Consider the following 19491-nt stretch of genomic DNA (forward strand, 5'->3'; position numbering starts at 1 on the left):
CGGAGATCCGGCGGGGCCTTCCGTTCGTGCGAGCGGCGGGTCAGTCCTCGGGGTCCTTCGGGCGGCCTCCGTCGGGGCTGCCCGCGAGCTCCTTGTGGCCCGTGCGGGCGGCGCGCTCGTCGTCACCGGAGTGACCGCCGTGCACGGCCGCCTCGGCCGCGGCCTCCTCGGCACGCGCCTTCTCCAGCGCGAGCGTCTCCTCGCGCGGGTCGGGCGTGAGCATCGAGCCGGCGACGGGCTTGCCGCCCATGCCGAGCTGGTTCATCCGCTTGGGCACCGGCGCGCCCTGGTAGGCGAGCGGGATCGGGTGCCCGTGGGCGTCGACCCCGGCGAGGGGCTGGTGCACCTCGATGAACTCACCGTGGGGCAACCGCTTGATGATGCCGGTCTCGATGCCGTGGTCGAGGACCGCGCGGTCGCCCTTCTGCAGGCCGAGGCAGATGCGGTAGGTGACCCAGTACGCGATGGGCGGCAGGATCAGCAGGCCGATCCGGCCCATCCACGTCGTGGCGTTGAGCGACACGTCGAAGAAGAACGCGAACCAGTCGTTGGCCGAGCTGATCAGCAGGACCATGTAGAACGTGATCGCCATCGCGCCGAGCGAGGTGCGGACGGGAACGTCGCGCGGGCGCTGCAGCAGGTTGTGCAGGGCCGTGTCCTTGGTGAACCGCGCCTCGATCCACGGGTACGCCCCGGCGACCACGAAGATCATCGGGAGGAACACCGCGGTCGGGAAGAACACCGCGGGGACCGTGTAGTTGCCCAGGTAGATCTCCCAGGCGGGCCAGAGCCGGGCCATCCCGTCGGACCAGCCCATGTAGAAGTCGGGCTGGGAGCCGGCGGAGATCTGCGACGGGTTGTACGGGCCCAGGTTCCAGATCGGGTTGATCTGCAACAGCCCGCCCATCAGGCCGACGACACCGACGAACACCGCGAAGAACGCTCCGCCCTTGGCCGCGAAGGCCGGGAGGATCCGGACGCCGACGACGTTCTTCTCGGTGCGGCCGGGCCCGGGGAACTGGGTGTGCTTCTGGTACCAGACCAGGCCGACGTGCACCGCGATCAGCGCGAGCAGGACGCCCGGCAGCAGGAGCACGTGGATGATGTAGAGCCGCGGGATGATCTCGGTGCCCGGGAACTCTCCGCCGAACAGCGCCCAGTGCACCCAGGTGCCCATGACCGGCACCGAGAGCGTGATGCCCGAGGCGATGCGGAGGCCGGTGCCCGAGAGCAGGTCGTCGGGCAGCGAGTAGCCGGTGAAGCCCTCGAACGTGCCGATGAAGATCAGCAGGATGCCGATGACCCAGTTGGCCTCGCGCGGCTTGCGGAACGCACCGGTGAAGTAGGTGCGGAACATGTGGGCGACCATCGCCGCCATGAACAGCAGCGCCGCCCAGTGGTGGATCTGCCGGACGAACAGTCCGCCGCGCACCTCGAAGGAGATGTGCAGGGTGCTCTCGTACGCCCGCGTCATGTGGACGCCGCGGAGGTTGTCGAAGACCCCGTTGTAGGTGACCTCGGCCATCGACGGGTCGTAGAACAGCGCCAGGTACGTGCCCGAGAGCAGCAGCACGATGAAGCTGTAGAGGGCGACCTCGCCGAGCATGAACGACCAGTGCGTCGGGAAGACCTTGTTGAACTGCTTCCGCATGCCGGCTGCGGGGTGGTAGCGCTGGTCGGTCCCGTCCAGGGCCCCGGCGACCAGGGCGTTCGCGCCCCCGCCGGACGTTGTCGGCGTCGTGATCGAGCTCATGATCTCCGCTCCCAGAATGCCGGTCCGACGGGCTCCATGTCACGGGTGGCGACGAAGTATCCCTCGTCGTTCACTGTGATCTTCAACTGCGGAAGTGACCTGCTGGCCGGACCGAACACCGGCTTCGCGTACTCGGTGGCCAGGAACTGGCTCTGGTGGCACGGGCACAGGATGCGCTGGCTCTGCGTCTCGTACAGCGAGGTCGGGCAGCCCAGGTGCGTGCAGAGCTTGGAGAAGGCGTAGAAGTCGCCGTAGTTCCAGTCCTCCTGGCCCTCGCGCTTGATCGTCTCGGTGCCGGGACGCAGGCGGATGAGCATGACCGGGTTGTCCGAGCGGCGCAGTGCGTGCAGCAGGGCCTCCTCGTCGCCGCGCTCCGACTCGCGGAACGGGAACACCGTCTCCATCGAGCCGGGCTCCTGGTCCTCCGGGCGGACCAGGGAGATTTCGTCCGGGATGCCGGTGTCGCGACGCAGGTAGACGGTCTCGCCGTCGACGCCGCGCCAGCCGGTGGTCCACAGGGCCGCCTCGTCGCCGCCCGCCCACGGGTTGCGGACCAGTGGCGCGACCGCGGCGATGCCCAACCCGAGGCCGAACACGCCCGCCGCGCCGCCCGCCGCGCGGGTGATCAGCTTGCGGCGGCCGATGCCGGTGTCCTGGCCGGCCTTGGCCAGCTGGGCGACGACGGTACGGCGGTCGACCTCGTCGGAGATGCCGTCGTGGCGTTGCTGCACCGACACCTCGTCGGGGAAGAACTTCTTCACGTAGGAGATCACGCCGATGCCCAGCGCCAGCACGGCGAGGCCGAAGGTGCCGCCGATGACCGGGGTGTAGAGCACGTAGATGTCGTAGCCGGGGTCCGACGGCGGCACGTACTCGAAGGGCCAGAAGATGAACGCCCCGAGGAACGCGAGCCCCGACAGTGCCGAGATGCCGAACCAGAGTGCGACCGCCCGCTCGGCCCGCTTCTCCGCGCGCGTGCCCGGGATCGGGAACTTGCGCGCGTTGTGGACGATCTCGACGTCGTCGAGGTTCGCCGCGAGCGTGGCGAGCTGGTCCGGCGTCATCTCGTCGAGCTCGGCCGACGTGGGGCGGCGGACTCCGCCCGAGTGGTCCTGTTCGGAGAGGGTCATGACTTGGCTCCCAGCCACAGAGCGAATCCGATCAGCCCCGCGAGGCCGACGATGAACGCGACGAGGCCCTCCGACACGGGCCCGATGCCGCCGAGCCCGTTGCCGCCGGGGTCGGCGACGTCACCGGACACGGACTTGATGTAGGCGATGATGTCGGCCTTCTCCTCCGGCGTGAGCTGCCGGTCGGAGAACTTGGGCATGTTCTGCGGGCCGGACAGCATCGCCGTGTAGATGACGGTCTCGGTGGCCGGGTCGAGCGTCGGGGCGAACTTGCCGGACGACAGCGCCCCGCCGCGACCGGTGAAGTTGTGGCACGACGCGCAGTTGAGGCGGAACAGCTCGCCACCGCGGGCCGAGTTCTCGCCGCGCAACGCCTCGCCGGTGGCCTCGGGACGGACCGGACCGCCACCGTTGGCCTGGATGAACGCGCCGAGGGCGTCGAGGTTGGCCTGCCCCTGCTCGGTCTCCGGGTCGAACTCCGGGCGCGGGGGCTTGCGGATGGCCTGGGCCTCCTGGCGCGCCAGCGGCATGCGCCCGGTGGAGACCTGGAAGTAGGACGCCGCGTCGCCGACACCGATCAGGCTGGGCCCGCGGTCGGTGACGCCCTGCAGGTTCGACCCGTGGCAGGTGATGCAGGCGTTGTTGTAGAGCTCCTCGCCCTGGGCCAGCAGTGCCGCGTCGGCCTCCTGGGCGTGGGCGACCTGCGGTGCCGGAGCGCCGACGGTGTAGAGCGCGCCGGCGGACAGGAGCCCGATGCCCAGCGCCATCGCGCCCGCGAGGCGGCGGCGGAACCGGCTGCGTGCCCCGCGGGTGTTCGGTGTGGTGGTCATCTGCGCGCCTTCGGGTAGTTCGGTCTCAGGCATGAGCTCAGCGGATGAAGTAGATGACGGCGAACAGACCCACCCACACGACGTCGACGAAGTGCCAGTAGTACGACACGACGATCGCCGCGGTGGCCTGCTGCGGCGTGAACTTGCTCAGCTTCGTGCGGATGAGCAGGTACACGAAGGCGACCAGGCCGCCGATGACGTGCAGGGCGTGGAACCCCGTCGCCATGTAGAAGACGGTGCCGTACGCGCTGGAGGCGAGCGTGGTGTCGTGCTCGAGCACCAGAACGCTGTACTCGTACGCCTGGCCGAGCACGAAGAACGCGCCCATCGCCAGGGTGAGGAGGTACCAGCGCCGCAGGCCGAAGACGTCACCCCGCTCGGCGGCGAAGACCCCGAACTGGCAGGTGAACGACGACGCCACCAGGACGATCGTCACCGCCAGCGCGTAGGGCACGTTGAGTTCGGTCGGGGCAGGGGGCCATTCGCCCTCGTGCTGTGCGCGCGCGGTGAAGTAGATCGCGAAGAGCCCGGCGAAGAACATCAGCTCGCTGGACAGCCAGACGATCGTGCCGACGCTGACCAGGTTGGGCCGGTTCAGCGAGTGGATCCGCGCGCTGATGTTGGGAGCCGCTGTCGTCACTCGGGCATTATGACCCCAGACCAACTTCTACAGCCTGTCGGGGACCCAACGGGTTCTCGAACGCTGCCCGCGCGGGGCGGTCTAGAGTTCCGCGCGTGAACAGCCCCGTCGCCCGTGAGGCCCTGACCGTGCTGGTGCTCAGCCACCGGCCCGAGGTCCGGGAGGCCATCGTCAACGCCGTCGGAAGGCGCCCGGCACCCGATCTCGGTCGCGTCACGTTCCTGGAGGCGAGCGGCATCTCGGAGGTGCTCGTCGCCGCCGACGCCGGTTCGATCGACCTCGCGATCCTCGACGGGGAGGCCCAGCCGACCGGCGGCATGGGCGTCTCGCGGCAGCTCAAGAACGAGATCACCGACTGCCCGCCGATCATCGTCACGGTCCGCCGCCGCGACGACCGTTGGCTGGCCACCTGGTCGCAGGCCGACGCGGTGCTCGTGCACCCGCTCGACCCGATCACCGCCGCCGAGACGGTCGCCGACGTGCTGCGTCGGGCCCGTGCCGGTGAGCTGCCCGTCGCGCACCGTGGCTGAGCTGACCTGGCCCGCCCTGCTGGGCCGGTTGATCCGCGGTGAGGACCTCGACTCGGCCGACACCGCGTGGGTGATGGACCGCGTGCTGTCCGCCGAGGCCACGCCCGCGCAGCTCGCCGGCTTCCTGGTCGCGCTGCGCGCGAAGGGCGAGACCGCGGCCGAGATCGGCGGGCTCGCCGAGACGATGCTCGCGCACGCGAGACGGTTCACCGTGCCCGTCCGGGCGGTCGACGTCGTGGGCACCGGAGGTGACCAGGCGCACACGGTCAACATCTCGTCGATGTCGGCGGTGGTGGTGGCCGCGGCCGGTGCCCCCGTCGTCAAGCACGGGGGGCGGGCGGCGTCCTCGGCCAGCGGTACCGCCGACGTCCTGGAGGCGCTCGGCGTCGCGATCGACCTCCCCGCCGCGGCCGTCGCCGAGTGCGTCGCGCAGGTGGGGATCGGGTTCTGTTTCGCGCCGGTGTTCCACCCCGCGATGCGCCACACCGCCGTCACCCGCCGCGAGCTCGGCGTGCCCACCGCCATGAACGTGCTCGGTCCGCTGACGAACCCGGCCCAGCCCGCGGCGTCGCTGATCGGGTGCGCGTTCCCGACGATGCCCCCGGTGATCGCCGACGTCCTCGCCGCGCGCGGGGTGTCCGCGCTCGTCGTGCGGGGCGACGACGGCCTCGACGAGCTCACGACCGCCACCACCTCGACGGTGCGGGTCGTCGCAGGCGGCTCGGTGCGCGTGCAGACCCTCGACCCCGCCGACCTCGGCATCGCCCGCGCCACCCACGACGACCTCCGCGGCGGCGACGCGTCGGTCAACGCCGGGGTGTTCCGCGAGCTGCTCGCCGGGAGGACCGGTCCGGTGCGCGACGCGGTCCTGCTCAACTCGGCCGCGGCGCTGGTGGCCTACGACGGCCCCGGCCCGTCGCTCGTCGACGACCTGCGCGCGGCCCTGCCGCGGGTGGCGCGGGCGATCGACTCGGGGGCGGGGGAGCGGCTGCTCGCCGAGTGGGCCCGGGTCTCGACGTCCCTGCGCTGAGCCCGCCCGGCCCCATGATCGAGGTCTCGGAACGAACGGCGGGCTCCGGCCCGCCTCCGGTTCCGGGACGGTGATCATGGTCGGCCCGGGGGCGAGGGAGGCTCAGTCCAGGCCGGCGGAGAACGTGGACTCGGTGTCGGCGCGGGAGTAGGAGCGGAAGGCGATGTGGGTGTCGGTGCGCCGCACCCCGTCGATCTTGCTGAGCCGACCGGCGATGACGTCGGCGAGCTGGTCGTGCTGGGCGACCTTCACGACCGCGATCAGGTCGACGTCGCCCGCGCAGGAGTAGACCTCGCTGACGCCGTCGAGGTCGGCGATGGCCTGGGCCGTCTCCGGGATGCGGTCGGCGGCGGTGTGCACCATGACGATCGCGGTGATCACGGGCGGGCTCCTGGGGGTCGGCGGTCGGGGGGCCGGCGATGGCGTGCCCCGGACGGTAGTCGCCGTCAGTCGGGCACCTCCAGCGGGCGGGCGCGCTCGGCCCACGCCGTCCACGACGGGGCCCCGCGGGCGGGCTCGGACCAGGTGGGCTCGCTGTGCACCAGGCGGGTGCCGCCGGTGGCGAGCCAGCGGTGCAGCAGCCGCACCTCCTCGTGCGGGGCGCCGTGCAGCGGCCCGGGGCCGGTCAGGATGGTCTGGGCGCCCAGGCGCAGGGCGTCGATCACGGGCATCGGGGGCGTCCCGCGCGGCGCGACCCCTGCCGCGGCGAGCCGCCCGTGGCGCAGCACCGCGACCTCCCAGCCGCCGTGCCCGTCGGGCCGGGCCCCGACCAGCTCGGACACCTGCGCGAGCGCGGCGAGCCGCTGGGTGCGGGCCAGCGCGAGGATCAGCGCGGCGAGCCGGTCGCGGCGCACGGCGGCGTCCTCGTACCGCTCGCGGACCGACAACTCCTCGACGGCGTCGGCGAGGCGACGCAGCGGGGCGTCGTCGCGGCCGCCGACCAGATCGGCCAGTGCGTCGACGGCGGGGGCGTACTCAGCCGCGCTCTGCAGCCCGGCGCACGGCGCTGCGCAGCGGCCCATCTCGTGCAGGGCGCACGGCGTGCCGGTGGGGCGCAACGCGATCCGCGGCGTGCACGACCGCAGCGGGACGGCGTCGAGGAGCGTCTCCACCGCGGCGGTGGCCGCACCCCGCGAGGTGAACGGGCCCAGCGCGCCGTCGCGCGGCGAGGTGGCGACCGACAGTCGCGGGAACGGCTCCACCGTGGCGGCCACCCACCAGCCGCGCTGCGGGTTGCGCGAGCGGCGGTTGTAGCGCGGCCGGTGCGCGGCGATCAGGCGCAGCTCGCGCACCGACGCCTCCAGCGCGTGGGCGCAGACGACCGTGTCGACGCGCTCGGCGAGCGCCACCATGTCGCGCACCCGGCGCCTGCGCTCCCCGGCGGTGAAGTAGCTGCGGACGCGGCGGGCCAGGTCGCCGCTCGTGCCGACGTAGAGCACCTCGTCGCGCGGACCGCGGAACAGGTACACCCCCGGCGCCGACGGCACCCCGCGCGCGAGCGTGCGCTTGCGCCGCTGCCCGGTGGTGGGCCGGTGCGGCGCGGAGTCCTTCGCCAGCGCGAGCAGCTCCTCCAGGCTCTGCACGCCGAGGTTGCCGATGCGCTCCATCAGGTGGTGGAGCACCTCGACGGTGGCGGCCGCGTCGTCGGGGGCGCGGTGGTTGGGCGTGGTGACGGTGCCGAACATCTGCGCCAGCGCCCCCAGCCGCACGCTCGGTGCCTCGTCGCGGGTGAGCACCGCGCGGGCCAGGCGCGCGGTGCACAGCACCGGGGGACGCGGCCAGGCGTGCCCGTGGCGCTCGCAGGCGGCGCGCAGGAAGCCGGTGTCGAACGGCGCGTTGTGCGCCACCAGCACCGCGCCGCGCAGGAACTCCAGCAGCGCGGGCAGCACGGCGTCGACCGACGGTGCGTCCTGGATCATCGCCGTGGTGATCCCGGTGAGCGCGACGATCCCGGGCGGGATGCCGACCCCCGCGTCGACCAGCGTGGACAGCTCGCCGATCCGTTCGCCGCCGCGGACCTTGACCGCCCCGATCTCGGTGATCGCGTGCTGCTTGGCCGACCCGCCGGTGGTCTCCAGGTCGAGCACCACGAACGTGACCTCGCGCAGGGGGGTGCCCAGCTCGTCGAAGGACAGCTGCAGCACGGGCGACACGGGGGGAGCGGTCACGGCGCGGGACGCTAGCCGGGCCCCCCGACAGAATCCGCCGGTCCCGATCCGGGCGTCCCGGCGCTGCGGTGGCGGTGCGGCGGCCCCGGCGCGGATAACCTGGTGCGATGTCCGGGACGCCAGCAGCCGACGGGGGAGCCCCCGTGGACTGGTCGCGCCTGCCCGACGCCGTGCGGAGCCGGCTCGCCGACGTCGCGTCCACCGCGGTCGGCGGGCTGCCGGCCACGGAGGTGCCCGTCCCGCTGCGCCGTCTGGCCCGGTTCACCCCCGCGAAGCGCGCGAAGCTCGGGGCGCCTGCGCTGCTGGCCGAGCTGGGGGCCTCGACGGTGTTCCGCACGGCCGTCGTCGCCTGGTGGGACGAGCACCGGCCCGGGGAGCTCGTCCCGGACGCCGACGACGCGCTGACCGCCGCGGCGGCCGCGGTGCTGGTCGGTGACGCCGCGGCGGCCGACGCCGTGGCCGCGGCCGCGCACCGGGGCGACGTGGGGGAGCTGCGCGCCGAGCGCGACGCGGCGCTCTCGCGGGTCGACAAGCTCACCACCGAGCTGGAGCGTCTGCGCGGCGAGCTCGGCGAGGCCCGCGAGCAGGCGCGCTCGGCGGGCGAGCAGCGCGACGCCGAGTACCAGCAGCTGCGCCGGCGCGTGTCCGAGCAGGGCGCGAAGCTGCGGGCGGCCCTCGACGGGCACGCGTCCGCCGACCGGGTCGTCGAGGACGTGCGGGCGGCGGCCGCCGCCGACCTGGCCGCCGCGCGCGCCGACGCCGACCGCGAGCGCGCCCGAGCCGAGCAGGAACGCCGGCGGGCCGACCGGGCTGCTGGGGAGGTCGCGTCGGCCCGGCAGGCGGCGCGGGAGGCCCGGCAGGCCGACGAGGTGCGCCTCGGGTTGCTCGTCGACACGCTCGGGGGTGCCGTGGCCGGGCTGCGCCGCGAGCTGGCGCTGGGCGGCGGCGGGCCGCGCCCCGGCGATCTCGTCACCGGCGCGGGCACGGCAGCGGGCGGTGGGCCCGTCGACGGGCTCGCGGCGCTCGACGCGCTGCTCGCGGTGCCCACCGTGCACCTCGTCGTCGACGGCTACAACGTCAGCAAGACCGGTTACCCGGAGCTGACGCTGGCCGACCAGCGCACCCGGCTGGTCGGGCAGCTCGCCGCGCTCGCCGCGCGCACGGGGGTGGAGGTCACCGTCGTGTTCGACGGGGCGGGCGTCGTCGCGGCGCCGGTGCGCGGGTCGCGCGGGGTGCGGGTGCTGTTCAGCGACAAGGGTGTGATCGCCGACGACGTGATCCGCTCGCTGGTCGCCGCTGAGCCGCAGGGGCGGCCGGTGCTGGTGGCGACGTCCGACGGCGCGGTCGTGCGGTCGGTGCAGCGGCGCGGGGCCTACACGGTGCCCTCGACGGCGATCCTGACGCGCCTGGTCCGCGGCTGAGCCCCGAAACTGTCAGGGGTCGTCCCTAACGTCCGTGGCACGGCACGAGCCACGTCCGGGAGGAGCGACATGATCGTCGACTGTGACAGCTGCGAGGTCCGCGGGAACGCCTGCGGCGACTGCGTGATCGGGGTGCTGCTCGGGGTGCCGGGTGTGCCGGCGCGGCGTCCGGAGGACGTGGCACCCGCCGGGGAGGGACCGTCCGGCGCGTCCACCGTGCAGCTCGACGCACCGGAGCGGCGCGCCCTCGATGTGCTCGCGGATCAGGGCCTGGTGCCGCGGTTGCGGCTGGTGGCCGCCCCGCGTCAGCGGATGCCCGAGTCCGGCGACACCGGGGGATCGGCCCGTGACGTGGGGTGACATCACACCGTTATCGAACGGTTCCCCCTGGTCGGCGCCCCTGCCCGTGGGCGCGCCGCGCCCGCCGCGCCGGTGAACCCCCGTGCTGGACGCCCTCTGGCCACCTCCGTAACCTCGCCCACGCCGTGCGGTCCGTCAGCCATTCGAACGCGATTGGCAACGCACGGTCACCGTCGTTCTTCCGTTGGACGAGCGTCGTTACTCCATAGGAGAACGTCGATCGGCGACATCGATCGAGAGCGACGGTGGAGACGAAGGAGACGCGTCCGCGTGGTGTCACCCGGCGGTACCCGGCCCGGAGTGTCGGTGGTGCTGGCTCTGCTGTTGGCCGGCGCGCTGGCCCTGGTTCTCGGCATCGCTCCCGCGTCCGCGCAGCCCGCGCCCCCGGACAACGCGGAGGACGCCGCCACCGCGCTCGAGCAGGTGCAGCGTGAGGCCGAGGCGCTCACCGAGGAGTGGCACGCCGCGAAGGACGAGCTCACCGCGCGGCAGGACGAGCTCGAGCGGATGAGCGCGGCGGTCGAGCCCGCCCGTCAGGCCGCCGACGCCGCCCGCGCCGGCGAGGAGGAGTACCGCCTGCAGGTCGACGCGCTGACGATGTCGACGTTCGAGGGCGGCAACCTCGACCAGTTCAACGCCCTGCTCGCCAGCGGCTCGCCCGAGGACTTCCTCGACCAGATGTCGGTGCTGGAGCTCCTGGCCACCGATCAGCGGGCCGCGCTGGAGCAGCTGATCGCCGTCGTCGAGCAGACGGAGGCGGCGCAGGCCGAGGCCGACGCCGCCACGGCGCGCGCGCAGTCGGCCGCCGACGCGGCCGTGGCCGCGGAGCAGGACGTCGCCGCCCGCAAGCGCGACGCGGAGATGCGCATCGAGGAGGCCGAGCGCCTCCTGGAGCGGCTCAGCCCGCAGGAGCGCTCCGACCGTCTCGGTCCCGCCGTCGACGGGCCGAGCGGTCCGGTCACCGGAAGTGGAGCGGGCGTCGTCGCCCTCCGCGCCGCGATCACCCAGCTCGGCAAGCCCTACCAGTGGGGTGCCGAGGGTCCGGGCAGCTTCGACTGCTCCGGCCTCACCTCGTGGGCGTTCTCCGAGGCCGGCGTCACGCTGCCGCGCTCGTCGTCGCAGCAGGCCCGGGTGGGCCAGGCGGTGGCCTGGGACGACATGCGGCCCGGCGACCTCGTCTTCTACTACAGCCCCGTGAGCCACGTCGGCATCTACGCCGGCGACGGCAAGATGGTCAACGCCCCGCAGTCCGGTGACGTCGTCAAGTACGCCACGGTGTCCAGCAGCGCCTTCAGCGGCGCTCGCCGCCTCTAGACCTCGTCCGCTCCCCGGGTACGGGCGGCGGCCGGAGCCACCGGCCGCCGCCCGGGCTCTCCGCCCCGCCGATCTAGCCTGAGCGGGTGCCCCGCACCCTGCTGGTGACGAACGACTTCCCGCCGCGTACCGGGGGCATCCAGACCTACCTGCACGAGTTGGCCCGGCGGCTGCCTCCGGGGGAGTTGGCCGTGTACGCGCCCGCCTGGCCCGGTGCTGCGGCGTTCGACGCGGCGTTCCCGCATCCCGTGCACCGCCACCCGACGTCGCTGATGTTGCCCGTCCCCGCGGTCGCGCACCGGGCCGCGGCGCTGGCCCGCGAGCACGGGGCGCGCACCGTCTGGTTCGGGGCGGCGGCCCCGCTGGCGCTGCTCGGGCCGTGGCTGCGCCGACGTGCCGGGGTGGAACGGGTGGTCGCGAGCACCCACGGGCACGAGGCGGGCTGGCCGCTGCTGCCCGGCGCGCGCCAGGCACTGGGTCGGATCGGGGCCGACGCCGACGCGCTGACGACCATCTCGCACTGGACCCGCGACCGCACCGCCGCGGCGTTCGGGCCCACCGCCGCGCTGGTACCCCTGCCCTCGGGCATCGACACCGACCGGTTCGCCCCCGACCCGGCCGCCCGGACGGCTCTGCGACTGCGCTACCGGCTCGGTGACGCACCGGTCGTGGCGTGCGTGTCCCGGCTGGTGCGGCGCAAGGGCCAGGACGTGCTGATCCGGGCGATGCCGCAGGTCAGGAGCCGGGTGCCGGGGGCCCGGCTGCTGCTCGTCGGCGACGGCCCGGACGCCGCGCGCCTGCACCGGCTCGCCGCCGCGCACGGGGTCGTGGAGCACGTCGTGTTCACCGGTGAGGTGCCCGCCGACGAGCTGGCCGCCCACCACGGCGTCGCCGACGTCTTCGCGCTGCCGTGCCGCACCCGCCGCGGCGGGCTCGACGTCGAGGGGCTCGGGATCGCGCTGCTGGAGGCCGCGGCGTCGGGGCTGCCGGTGGTCGCGGGCGACTCCGGCGGCGCTCCCGAGACCGTGGACCCGGGCGTGACCGGCCACGTCGTCGACGGGCGACGGGTCGACGCCGTGGCCGACGCGGTGGCGGCACTGCTGGCCGATCCGGCGCGCGCAGCCGCGATGGGCGCCGCCGGGCGGGCCCGGATGGTCCGGGACTGGACCTGGCCCTCGCGCGTGGCGACCCTGCGGGAGCTGCTGGCGGTCAGCGGCGGCCGAGGGTGTGCCGGATCTCCTGGTTGAAGACGAGCCGCCCCGTGCCGTCACCGTGCTGTCGGGCGATGTCGGCGATGCGACGGGCCAGTGCGGCGTGCTCGGCGGTGGGCACGACCTCCCACATCGCCCGCTGCCCGTGCGACCAGGTGAAGTCCAGGAGCTGGTCGGCGTCGCGGAAGACCGCCTCGACCGTCCGGTGCGCGGTGCGGACCTCGCGCAGCCCCGCGTCGCGCAGCAGCCCCTCCACCCCGGAGTCGGAGGAGAACGGGCCGACGCGCCCGCTGGTGCGCGCGTCGAGCATCGCGGGTGGGAGGTGGGGGTCGAAGACCTCGTCGACGGCCCGCCACCGCGGGTCCTGCGGCCCGAACGTCGTGACGCCCATCCGCCCACCGTCGACGAGGAGCTCCGCCCACGCCCGGACGGCGGCGCCCGGGTCGGGCAGGAAGAAGAGCACGAGCGCCGACGCGACGACGTCGAACGACGCGGTGGGAAGGCCCGGGGCGGTGGCGTCGCCGACCCGCACCTCCACCTGCGGAAGGTCTCGCGCGTCGGCTGCGGTGCGCTCCACCATCCGTGGCGCGAGGTCGATGCCGAGCACGCGGCCTGCCCCGCCCACGGCGTCGGCCAGCGGGAACAGCGCGGCTCCCCGCCCACAGCCGATGTCGAGCACCCGCTCGCCCGGCTCGACCGCCAGTTCCTCGACCAGTCCCGCGGCGATGGGCCGGAACCAGGGCACGCCGACGTCGTCGTAGGAGTCGGCGGCGCGGTCGAAGACGCCGGCGATCCCGGGCGGAGTGGTCACGCCACCGACCCTGGCACGACGCCGGGCCGGCGGCCAGCCCGCTCAGCTCGAGGCCGACGTCCCGGCGTAGATGGCTGCGATGTCGCCGGCGAAGGTCTTCGCGACGACCTGGCGCTTCACCTTCATCGTCGGGGTCATCTCCCCGCCCGCCTCGGTGAAGTCGACGGGCAGGATCCGGAACTCGCGGATCTGCTCGGCCCGCGAGACCGCCTTGTTGGCCTCGTCGACGGCCGCGGAGACCTCGGCGCGCAGGTCGGCGTCGTCGACGAGGTCGGCGACGCCCTCGGCGGCCGGCTTGCCGTTGCGCTCGCGCCAACCCGGCAGCGCCTCGGGGTCGATCGTGACCAGCGCGCCGATGAACGGCTGCGCGTCGCCGACGACCATGCACTGGCTGATCAGCGGGTGTGCACGCAGGCGGTCCTCGAGCACGGCGGGGGCGACGTTCTTGCCGCCCGCCGTCACGATGATCTCCTTCTTGCGCCCGGTGATCGTCAGGAAGCCGGCGTCGTCGAGCTCGCCGATGTCGCCGCTGTGGAACCAGCCGTCCTCGACGGCCTCGGCGGTGGAGGTCTCGTTCTTCCAGTACCCGCGGAAGACCAGCGGCCCCTGCAGCAGGATCTCGCCGTCCTCGGCGATCCGGACGGCGTGCCCGGGCACCGGCCGCCCGACGCTGCCGATGCGCTGCGCGGCGAGCGTGTTGAGCGTGATGCCCGCGGAGGTCTCGGTGAGCCCGTAGCCCTCCAGGACGGGCAGGCCGACGCCGCGGAAGAAGTGGCCCAGCCGCGCACCCAGCGGGGCGGAGCCGGAGACCGCGGCGAGGACGTTGCCCCCGACGGCCGCGCGGAGCTTGCCGTAGACGAGCTTGTCGAACACCGCGTGCTTGGCCTTGAGCACCATCCCGGCGCCGCCGGTGTCCTGGGCCTTCGAGTACGCGATCGCGGTGTCGGCGGCGGCGTCGAAGATCTTGCCCTTGCCGTCGTTGTGGGCCCGCTGGCGTGCGCCGTTGTAGACCTTCTCGAACACCCGTGGCACGGCGAGCAGGAACGACGGGCGGAACGCGGCGAGGTCGGGCAGCAGCTGTGTGACGTCGGCGGTGTGCGCGACGGTGGTGCGGGTCAGCAGCGCGCCGCACTGGATCGCCTTGCCGAACACGTGCGCGAGCGGCAGGAACAGCAGCACCGAGCTGCCCACCGTGAGGAGCTCGGGGAAGACCGCGGAGACCGTGCGCACCTCGGTGAGCAGGTTGCGGTGGGTCAGCTCGCAGCCCTTGGGGCGCCCGGTCGTGCCGGAGGTGTAGATCAGGGTGGCGAGGTCGCTCGCGCGTACCGCCTTCCGGCGGACGTGCACCTCCTCGACGGGGGTGTCGGCTCCGGCGGCCACCAGCGCGTCGACGGCGCCGCCGTCGAGCTGCCAGACCGTCAGCCCCGGGCGGGCCACCTCCTCGACGACCGCCTGGTGCTTCGCCGACTCCACGACGATCCCGACGGCATCGGAGTCGGAGAGGATCCAGTCGATCTGCTCGGCGGAGGAGGTCTCGTAGATGGGTACGGTGACGCCGCCGACGGCGAGGATCGCGTAGTCCAGCAGCGTCCACTCGTAGCGTGTGCGGGACAGCAGCGCGACGCGGTCGCCTGCGGACACCCCGGACGCGATGAGCCCGCGCGCGACGCCCGCGACCTGGTCGGCGAACTGGGCCGACGTGATGTCGGCCCGCTGGTCGTCGGACCCGCGACGGCGGTAGACGACGTCGGAGCCGTGGGCGGCCGCGTTGTCGAAGACCGCGTCGACGAGGTTCTCCTCGTCACCCACGGTGATGGTGGCGGGAACGCTGTACTCGCGCACTGGACCAGTCCTCCTCGGCTGAAGCTCGCAGCAACCTACCGCGCGGTAGGGCGCTGGGGGAGGGGTGACGGCTGTCCGATTCGCCCGGTCCGGCAGTCTGCGGACGTGCCCTCGGTCGACGTGGTGGACGAGACGTTCCTGGCGGTGCCCCCGGAGGTGGTGGCAGCGGAGTTCGCGGCGCCCGCCCACTGGGCGCGCTGGTGGCCCGACCTGCGCCTGGCCGTCGACACCGACCGCGGGGTCCAGGGCTTCCGGTGGACGGTGACCGGTGCGCTCGTCGGCAGCATGGAGGTCTGGCTCGAACCGGTCCTCGACGGCACGGTGCTGCACTACTTCCTGCGCGCCGACCCCTCCGGTCCCGACGGGCGTCCCGCTCCGGCGGCCCCGCGTCGCGGGGCCGCGGAGGCACGGCGGCGCCAGCGCGCGGCGAAAGCGGTCGCGTTCGCCTGCAAGGACCGCCTCGAGGCGGGACGGGCGCCGGGCGAGCCCCCCGCCTGATCGCCGCGCGGGCCGCGTGCGCGCCCCGGTGAGGGCGACGGGGTGCGGTCGGCGCCGATCACCGGGCCGGTCCGTGCGGCTGCGCCCGGTGAGGGGCGGAGGCGCGGCCACCGCCGATCGTCGGGGGCACCGGCGGCGGGATACCGTGCGTCCATGCGCGTGCACGTGGTCTCCGACGTGCACGGCAACGCCGAGGCACTGGCCCGCGCGGGCGACGGCGCCGACGCGCTGCTCGTGCTCGGTGACCTGGTCGACTTCGTCGACTACCAGAACCCGGACCGGGGGATCCTGGGCCGCGTCCTCGGCCCGGACGTCAGCCGCCGGTTCGGCGAGATCCGGACGAACGGGCGCCCCGGGGACCTGATGGAGTTCGCGCGGGCCGCGTGGTCCGCGGTGCCCGACCCGCCCGCGGTCGTCGCCGACGCCGTCCGCGAGCAGTACGCCGAGCTGTTCGCCGTGATGTCCGCGCCGACCTGGGCGATCCCCGGCAACGTCGACCAGCCCGAGCTGTGGCCCGAGTTCGTCCGTGACGGCGTCGTGGCCGCCGACGGGCAGGTCGTGACGCTGGGCGGGCTGCGGTTCGGGTTCGTCGGCGGGGCGCCGCTGCCGCCGGGGGTCGAACCCCGCCGCGGCGGGCCGTGGAAGCCGAACCTGCTGCGCGCCGAGGAGTTCGACGCCGCCGTGGCGCGGATGGGGCCGGTCGACGTGCTGTGCAGTCACGTCCCGCCCGCGGTCCCCGACCTCGCCTACGACGTGGTGTCGCGGCGCGCCGAGTCGTCGTCGGCCGCGCTGCTCGACGTGTGCCTCCGCGACCGGGCGCGGGCGGCGCTGTTCGGCCACGTGCACCAGCCGCTCGCGGCACGCGCGCGGGTCGGGAGCACCGAGTGCGTCAACGTCGGGCACTTCCGGCGCACCGGTGTGCCGTACGTGCTGCGCTGGTGACGCGGCTCCGGAAACCGGCCGGTAACCTGCCCGCATGGCCAACGCGACCACCTCCTCGATCGACATCGCCGCACCCGCGGAGCGGGTGATGGCGGTGATCGCCGACTTCGAGGCCTACCCGGAGTGGGCCGAGCAGGTGAAGAGCGTCGAGGTGCTCGAGGCCGGCGCGGGCGGTCGCCCCGCGCGCGTGCGGTTCACGATGGACGCCGGTCCGATCAAGGACTCCTACACGCTCGACTACACCTGGGCCCCCGACGACCGGGCCGTCAGCTGGACGCTGGTCAAGGGCCAGATGCAGAAGGCCCAGGACGGCTCGTACTCCCTGAGCGGGTCGACGGGCTCGACGACCGTCACGTACTCCCTCGCCGTCGACCTGAACATCCCGATGATCGGCATGCTCCGTCGCAAGGCCGAGAAGGTCATCATCGACACGGCGCTCAAGGGCCTGAAGCGGCGGGTCGAGAGCGCGAACTGAGCGACGGATACCCTGCGCCTCGTGCGCGTCGTCCTGTTCACCGGCAAGGGTGGCGTCGGCAAGACCACCCTCGCCGCGGCGACCGCCACCCATCTGGCCGGGGCGGGGCGCTCCGCTCTCGTGGTCTCGACCGACCCGGCGCACTCGCTCGGTGACGCGCTGGAGGCCGAGCTGGGCGGCGACCCGGTCGAGCTCCAGCCCGGCCTGCACGCCGCCCACATCGACACCCACGCCCTGCTCGACCGCTCCTGGTCCCAGCTGCAGGGCCACCTGCGCACCATCCTGTCGGGGGCGGGGGTCGACGAACTCGTCGCCGACGAGCTGACGGTGCTGCCCGGCGTCGAGGACCTCCTCGCGCTCGGCGAGGTCCGCCGCCTGGCCGAGGACGGGCCGTGGGACGTCGTCGTCGTCGACTGCGGACCGACCGCGGAGACGCTGCGGCTGCTCGGGCTGCCGGAGGCCCTGTCCGGGTACGTCGAGCGGCTGTTCCCCGCGCATCGCAGGGCCGTCCGGGGGATGCTGGCGGGCATGGCGACGGGGGGCAAGGAGGCGGCATCGGCGTGGGAGTCCACGGTCGTCGCCCTCGACGCGCTGGCAGAGGACCTCGCCGCGCTGCGCGCGATGCTCGGCGACCACACCCGCACGTCGATCCGGCTCGTGCTGACGCCGGAGCGGGTCGTCGCCGCGGAGACCCGCCGCACGCTCACCGCGCTCGCGCTGCACGGCCTGCGCGTCGACGACTGCGTGGTCAACCGGCTGGTGCCCGGCCCACCGCCCTCGCTGCGCGGCCCCGCCGCCCGCTGGCTGCGCGAGCGCCACACCGAGCAGCAGGCGGTGCTGGCCGACCTCGACGCGCTCGGGGTGCCGCTGCGCACCGCCGACCACACCTCCGCCGAGCCCACCGGGATCCCCGCGCTGCGCGAGATCGCCCGCGGCCTCTACGGCGACGACGACCCCGCCGCCCCCGGCGGGCAGGCCCCGCCCCTGCTGGAGGTGCGGCGCACGGCGGGCACCGGGACGTCGAAGGACTCGGTGTTCGAGCTGGTGCTGGCCCTGCCCGGCGCCGCGGACGGCCCGCTCGACCTCGCCCGCGTCGGCGACGACCTCGCGATCACCGCAGGCGGTACGCGGCGGATGGTCGCGCTCCCGTCGGTGCTGCGCCGGTGCGAGGTCACCGGTGCGCGGCTCGTCGGCGACGACCTGTGCGTCGTGTTCACCCCCGACCTCGCGGTGTGGTCCCGGTGACGGGCCCCGGATGCGGTACGCACGCCGGTCTCGGGGCCGAGCTGCGCGCGGTCGCGGTGCTGCTGCTCGACCGGCTCGGGCCGGTGCTCGAGGGGGGTCCCCGGTCGTCGACCTGCTCCGTGTGCCCGGTCTGCGCCGTCGTCGCCCTGCTGCGCGGCGAGCGCCCTGAGCTCGCGGTCCGCCTGGCCGAGCACGCCTCCGGCTTCCTCGACGCGCTGCAGACCGCGCTGCGCGAGGGCAACGGGATGCCCCCCTCCGGCGGCCAGGTCCCCGAGCCGCCGCCCGCCCCCACGCGGAGGGTGCAGCACATCCCCGTCGTGCGCGAGGCCGCTGCGTGTTGAGCCGGACCGGGCTGACGGTCGGGGTCGACGTCGGCGGCACGAGCGTGCGCGCGGGTGTCGTGACGGCGGAGGGGGCGGTCCTCGACACCGCGCACGCCCCCACCCCGCGCGGTGAGGCGGCGCTGGAGGCCACCGTCGCGCGGGTGATCGGCGAGCTGGCCGGGCGGCACCCGGTCGGTGCCGCCGGGCTGGCGCTCGCCGGGTTCATCACGCCCGACCTGCGCGGGGTGCGGTTCGCCCCGCACCTGTCCTGGCGCGACGCCCCGGTCGCCGACCGGATCGCCGCGCGCACCGGGCTGCCGGTCGTCGTCGAGCACGACGCCAACGCCGCTGCACTGGCCGAGCGGCACTTCGGGGCGGCCGCGGGGGCGTCGACGACGGTGTTCGTCGCGCTCGGCACCGGCATCGGCGCCGCCCTGCTGCTCGACGGGGTGCTGTTCCGCGGGGCGCACGGGGTGGCGCCCGAGCTGGGGCACCTGCGTGTCGTGCCCGGCGGGCGGCCGTGCCCGTGCGGGAAGTCGGGGTGCTGGGAGCGCTACTGCAGCGGCACCGCGCTGGCCACCACCGCGGTCGAGATGATCGCGCGCGAACCGGGGCTCTCGCCCGCGCTGCGCCGCCTCGTCGTCGACGACCCGGGGCGGGTCACCGGCCGTCGGGTCGCCGCGGCCGCCCGCGACGGCGACCCCCTCGGGATCGCCGCCGTCGCCGACCTCGCCCGCTGGCTGGGGGAGGGGCTCGCGCTGGTCGCCGACGTGTTCGACCCGGACCTGGTGGTGATCGGGGGCGGGGTGTCGGCGTCGGCACCGCTGTTCCTCGACGACGCCCGCGAGCACTACGCCGCCCGGCTCACCGGCGCGGGCCGTCGGCCGTTGGCCCGCATCCGCACCGCGCAGCTCGGTGAGGACGCCGCGGTGGTCGGGGCGGCGCGGTTGGCCCGGGACGCCTGCTAG

At 74.4% G+C, this 19491-nt stretch carries 20 protein-coding genes; 12 read left to right on the top strand and 8 right to left on the bottom strand.

The genetic code is table 11. The annotated features are described in order from the left end of the window. Nucleotides 1-40: 40 nt before the first annotated feature. From qcrB to ctaE, 4 genes are read right to left on the bottom strand one after another with little or no spacing between them, the layout of a single operon-like run. The gene (gene qcrB, locus I4I81_RS03735) at nt 41-1753 is read right to left on the bottom strand and encodes a cytochrome bc1 complex cytochrome b subunit (RefSeq protein ID WP_218602560.1); all 1713 of its coding nucleotides are present in this window, start codon (nt 1751-1753) and stop codon (nt 41-43) included. After that, on the bottom strand, nt 1750-2883 hold the full coding sequence (gene qcrA, locus I4I81_RS03740; RefSeq protein ID WP_218602559.1) for a cytochrome bc1 complex Rieske iron-sulfur subunit: 1134 nt from the start codon (nt 2881-2883) through the stop codon (nt 1750-1752). The genes qcrB and qcrA overlap by 4 nt, the downstream gene beginning before the upstream one ends. Beyond that, nucleotides 2880-3713 carry a cytochrome bc1 complex diheme cytochrome c subunit gene (gene qcrC / locus I4I81_RS03745; protein ID WP_218602558.1) on the bottom strand — a complete coding sequence of 278 codons (834 nt, stop codon included), beginning with the start codon at nt 3711-3713 and terminating at the stop codon, nt 2880-2882. Before qcrC ends, qcrA begins: the two co-directional genes overlap by 4 nt. Nucleotides 3714-3750: 37 nt before the next feature. Further along, nucleotides 3751-4353, bottom strand: coding sequence for an aa3-type cytochrome oxidase subunit III (ctaE, locus tag I4I81_RS03750; protein ID WP_185718593.1), 603 nt, complete (start codon nt 4351-4353; stop codon nt 3751-3753). Nucleotides 4354-4448: 95 nt separating this feature from the next. Between ctaE and I4I81_RS03755 the strand changes: the two genes are divergently transcribed. Together I4I81_RS03755 and trpD are read left to right on the top strand one after the other, a co-directional pair. After that, nucleotides 4449-4883 carry a hypothetical protein gene (locus tag I4I81_RS03755; protein WP_226363730.1) on the top strand — a complete coding sequence of 145 codons (435 nt, stop codon included), beginning with the start codon at nt 4449-4451 and terminating at the stop codon, nt 4881-4883. Beyond that, nucleotides 4876-5913 (top strand): anthranilate phosphoribosyltransferase, encoded by a 1038-nt coding sequence (gene trpD, locus I4I81_RS03760; protein ID WP_218602557.1) that lies wholly within the window; start codon nt 4876-4878, stop codon nt 5911-5913. Before I4I81_RS03755 ends, trpD begins: the two co-directional genes overlap by 8 nt. 102 nt (nt 5914-6015) lie before the next feature. Here trpD and I4I81_RS03765 read toward each other — a convergent pair whose 3' ends face one another. Both I4I81_RS03765 and I4I81_RS03770 read right to left on the bottom strand, forming a co-directional pair. Beyond that, entirely contained in the window at nt 6016-6294 is a 279-nt protein-coding gene (locus I4I81_RS03765) for an Lrp/AsnC family transcriptional regulator (protein ID WP_218615807.1), read from the bottom strand. 65 nt (nt 6295-6359) lie between these two features. Next, nucleotides 6360-8081 carry a DEDD exonuclease domain-containing protein gene (locus I4I81_RS03770; protein ID WP_226363731.1) on the bottom strand — a complete coding sequence of 574 codons (1722 nt, stop codon included), beginning with the start codon at nt 8079-8081 and terminating at the stop codon, nt 6360-6362. Nucleotides 8082-8224: 143 nt separating this feature from the next. Here I4I81_RS03770 and I4I81_RS03775 point away from each other — a divergent pair, with 143 nt between their 5' ends. From I4I81_RS03775 to I4I81_RS03790, 4 genes are all read left to right on the top strand, one after another. Then, a complete protein-coding gene (locus I4I81_RS03775; protein WP_226363732.1) occupies nt 8225-9502 on the top strand; it encodes an NYN domain-containing protein in 1278 nt (425 codons plus the stop codon). 69 nt (nt 9503-9571) lie between these two features. Next, the gene (locus I4I81_RS03780; RefSeq protein WP_218603855.1) at nt 9572-9862 is read left to right on the top strand and encodes a hypothetical protein; all 291 of its coding nucleotides are present in this window, start codon (nt 9572-9574) and stop codon (nt 9860-9862) included. A gap of 306 nt (nt 9863-10168) precedes the next feature. Continuing rightward, nucleotides 10169-11176, top strand: coding sequence for an NlpC/P60 family protein (locus I4I81_RS03785; protein WP_218603856.1), 1008 nt, complete (start codon nt 10169-10171; stop codon nt 11174-11176). A gap of 86 nt (nt 11177-11262) precedes the next feature. Next, nucleotides 11263-12423, top strand: a complete 1161-nt coding sequence (locus I4I81_RS03790; protein WP_218603857.1) for a glycosyltransferase family 4 protein — start codon at nt 11263-11265, stop codon at nt 12421-12423. On the opposite strand, the gene I4I81_RS03795 is transcribed toward I4I81_RS03790, so the two are convergent. Both I4I81_RS03795 and I4I81_RS03800 read right to left on the bottom strand, forming a co-directional pair. Beyond that, a complete protein-coding gene (locus tag I4I81_RS03795) occupies nt 12386-13198 on the bottom strand; it encodes a class I SAM-dependent methyltransferase (RefSeq protein ID WP_218603858.1) in 813 nt (270 codons plus the stop codon). The two genes, I4I81_RS03790 and I4I81_RS03795, sit on opposite strands and share 38 nt — an antisense overlap. A gap of 42 nt (nt 13199-13240) precedes the next feature. Beyond that, complete coding sequence (locus tag I4I81_RS03800) at nt 13241-15040, bottom strand: AMP-dependent synthetase/ligase (protein ID WP_218603859.1); 1800 nt, start codon at nt 15038-15040, stop codon at nt 13241-13243. A 105-nt stretch (nt 15041-15145) separates the two neighbouring features. On the opposite strand from I4I81_RS03800, the gene I4I81_RS03805 reads away from it, so the two are divergent. The 6 genes from I4I81_RS03805 (at nt 15146) to I4I81_RS03830 (ending at nt 19491) form a co-directional block, all read left to right on the top strand. Continuing rightward, complete coding sequence (locus I4I81_RS03805) at nt 15146-15538, top strand: polyketide cyclase / dehydrase and lipid transport (RefSeq protein WP_226363733.1); 393 nt, start codon at nt 15146-15148, stop codon at nt 15536-15538. 153 nt (nt 15539-15691) lie between these two features. Further along, on the top strand, nt 15692-16480 hold the full coding sequence (locus I4I81_RS03810; protein ID WP_218603860.1) for a metallophosphoesterase family protein: 789 nt from the start codon (nt 15692-15694) through the stop codon (nt 16478-16480). Between the two features lie 34 nt (nt 16481-16514). After that, nucleotides 16515-16955 carry an SRPBCC family protein gene (locus I4I81_RS03815; RefSeq protein WP_218603861.1) on the top strand — a complete coding sequence of 147 codons (441 nt, stop codon included), beginning with the start codon at nt 16515-16517 and terminating at the stop codon, nt 16953-16955. Nucleotides 16956-16976: 21 nt separating this feature from the next. Further along, nucleotides 16977-18200, top strand: coding sequence for an ArsA family ATPase (locus I4I81_RS03820; protein ID WP_218615808.1), 1224 nt, complete (start codon nt 16977-16979; stop codon nt 18198-18200). Then, on the top strand, nt 18197-18541 hold the full coding sequence (locus tag I4I81_RS03825) for a hypothetical protein (RefSeq protein WP_218615809.1): 345 nt from the start codon (nt 18197-18199) through the stop codon (nt 18539-18541). The genes I4I81_RS03820 and I4I81_RS03825 overlap by 4 nt, the downstream gene beginning before the upstream one ends. Next, nucleotides 18535-19491 (top strand): ROK family protein, encoded by a 957-nt coding sequence (locus I4I81_RS03830; protein WP_226363734.1) that lies wholly within the window; start codon nt 18535-18537, stop codon nt 19489-19491. Before I4I81_RS03825 ends, I4I81_RS03830 begins: the two co-directional genes overlap by 7 nt.

The sequence above is a fragment of the Pseudonocardia abyssalis genome, assembly GCF_019263705.2.
GTDB lineage: Bacteria > Actinomycetota > Actinomycetes > Mycobacteriales > Pseudonocardiaceae > Pseudonocardia > Pseudonocardia abyssalis.

Coding starts and splice junctions, on each gene's coding strand:
- qcrB (WP_218602560.1), bottom strand. CDS start 1,753: ATGAGCTCGATCACGACGCCGACAACGTCCGGCGGGGGCGCGAACGCC.
- qcrA (WP_218602559.1), bottom strand. CDS start 2,883: ATGACCCTCTCCGAACAGGACCACTCGGGCGGAGTCCGCCGCCCCACG.
- qcrC (WP_218602558.1), bottom strand. CDS start 3,713: ATGACCACCACACCGAACACCCGCGGGGCACGCAGCCGGTTCCGCCGC.
- I4I81_RS03780 (WP_218603855.1), top strand. CDS start 9,572: ATGATCGTCGACTGTGACAGCTGCGAGGTCCGCGGGAACGCCTGCGGC.
- I4I81_RS03810 (WP_218603860.1), top strand. CDS start 15,692: ATGCGCGTGCACGTGGTCTCCGACGTGCACGGCAACGCCGAGGCACTG.
- I4I81_RS03815 (WP_218603861.1), top strand. CDS start 16,515: ATGGCCAACGCGACCACCTCCTCGATCGACATCGCCGCACCCGCGGAG.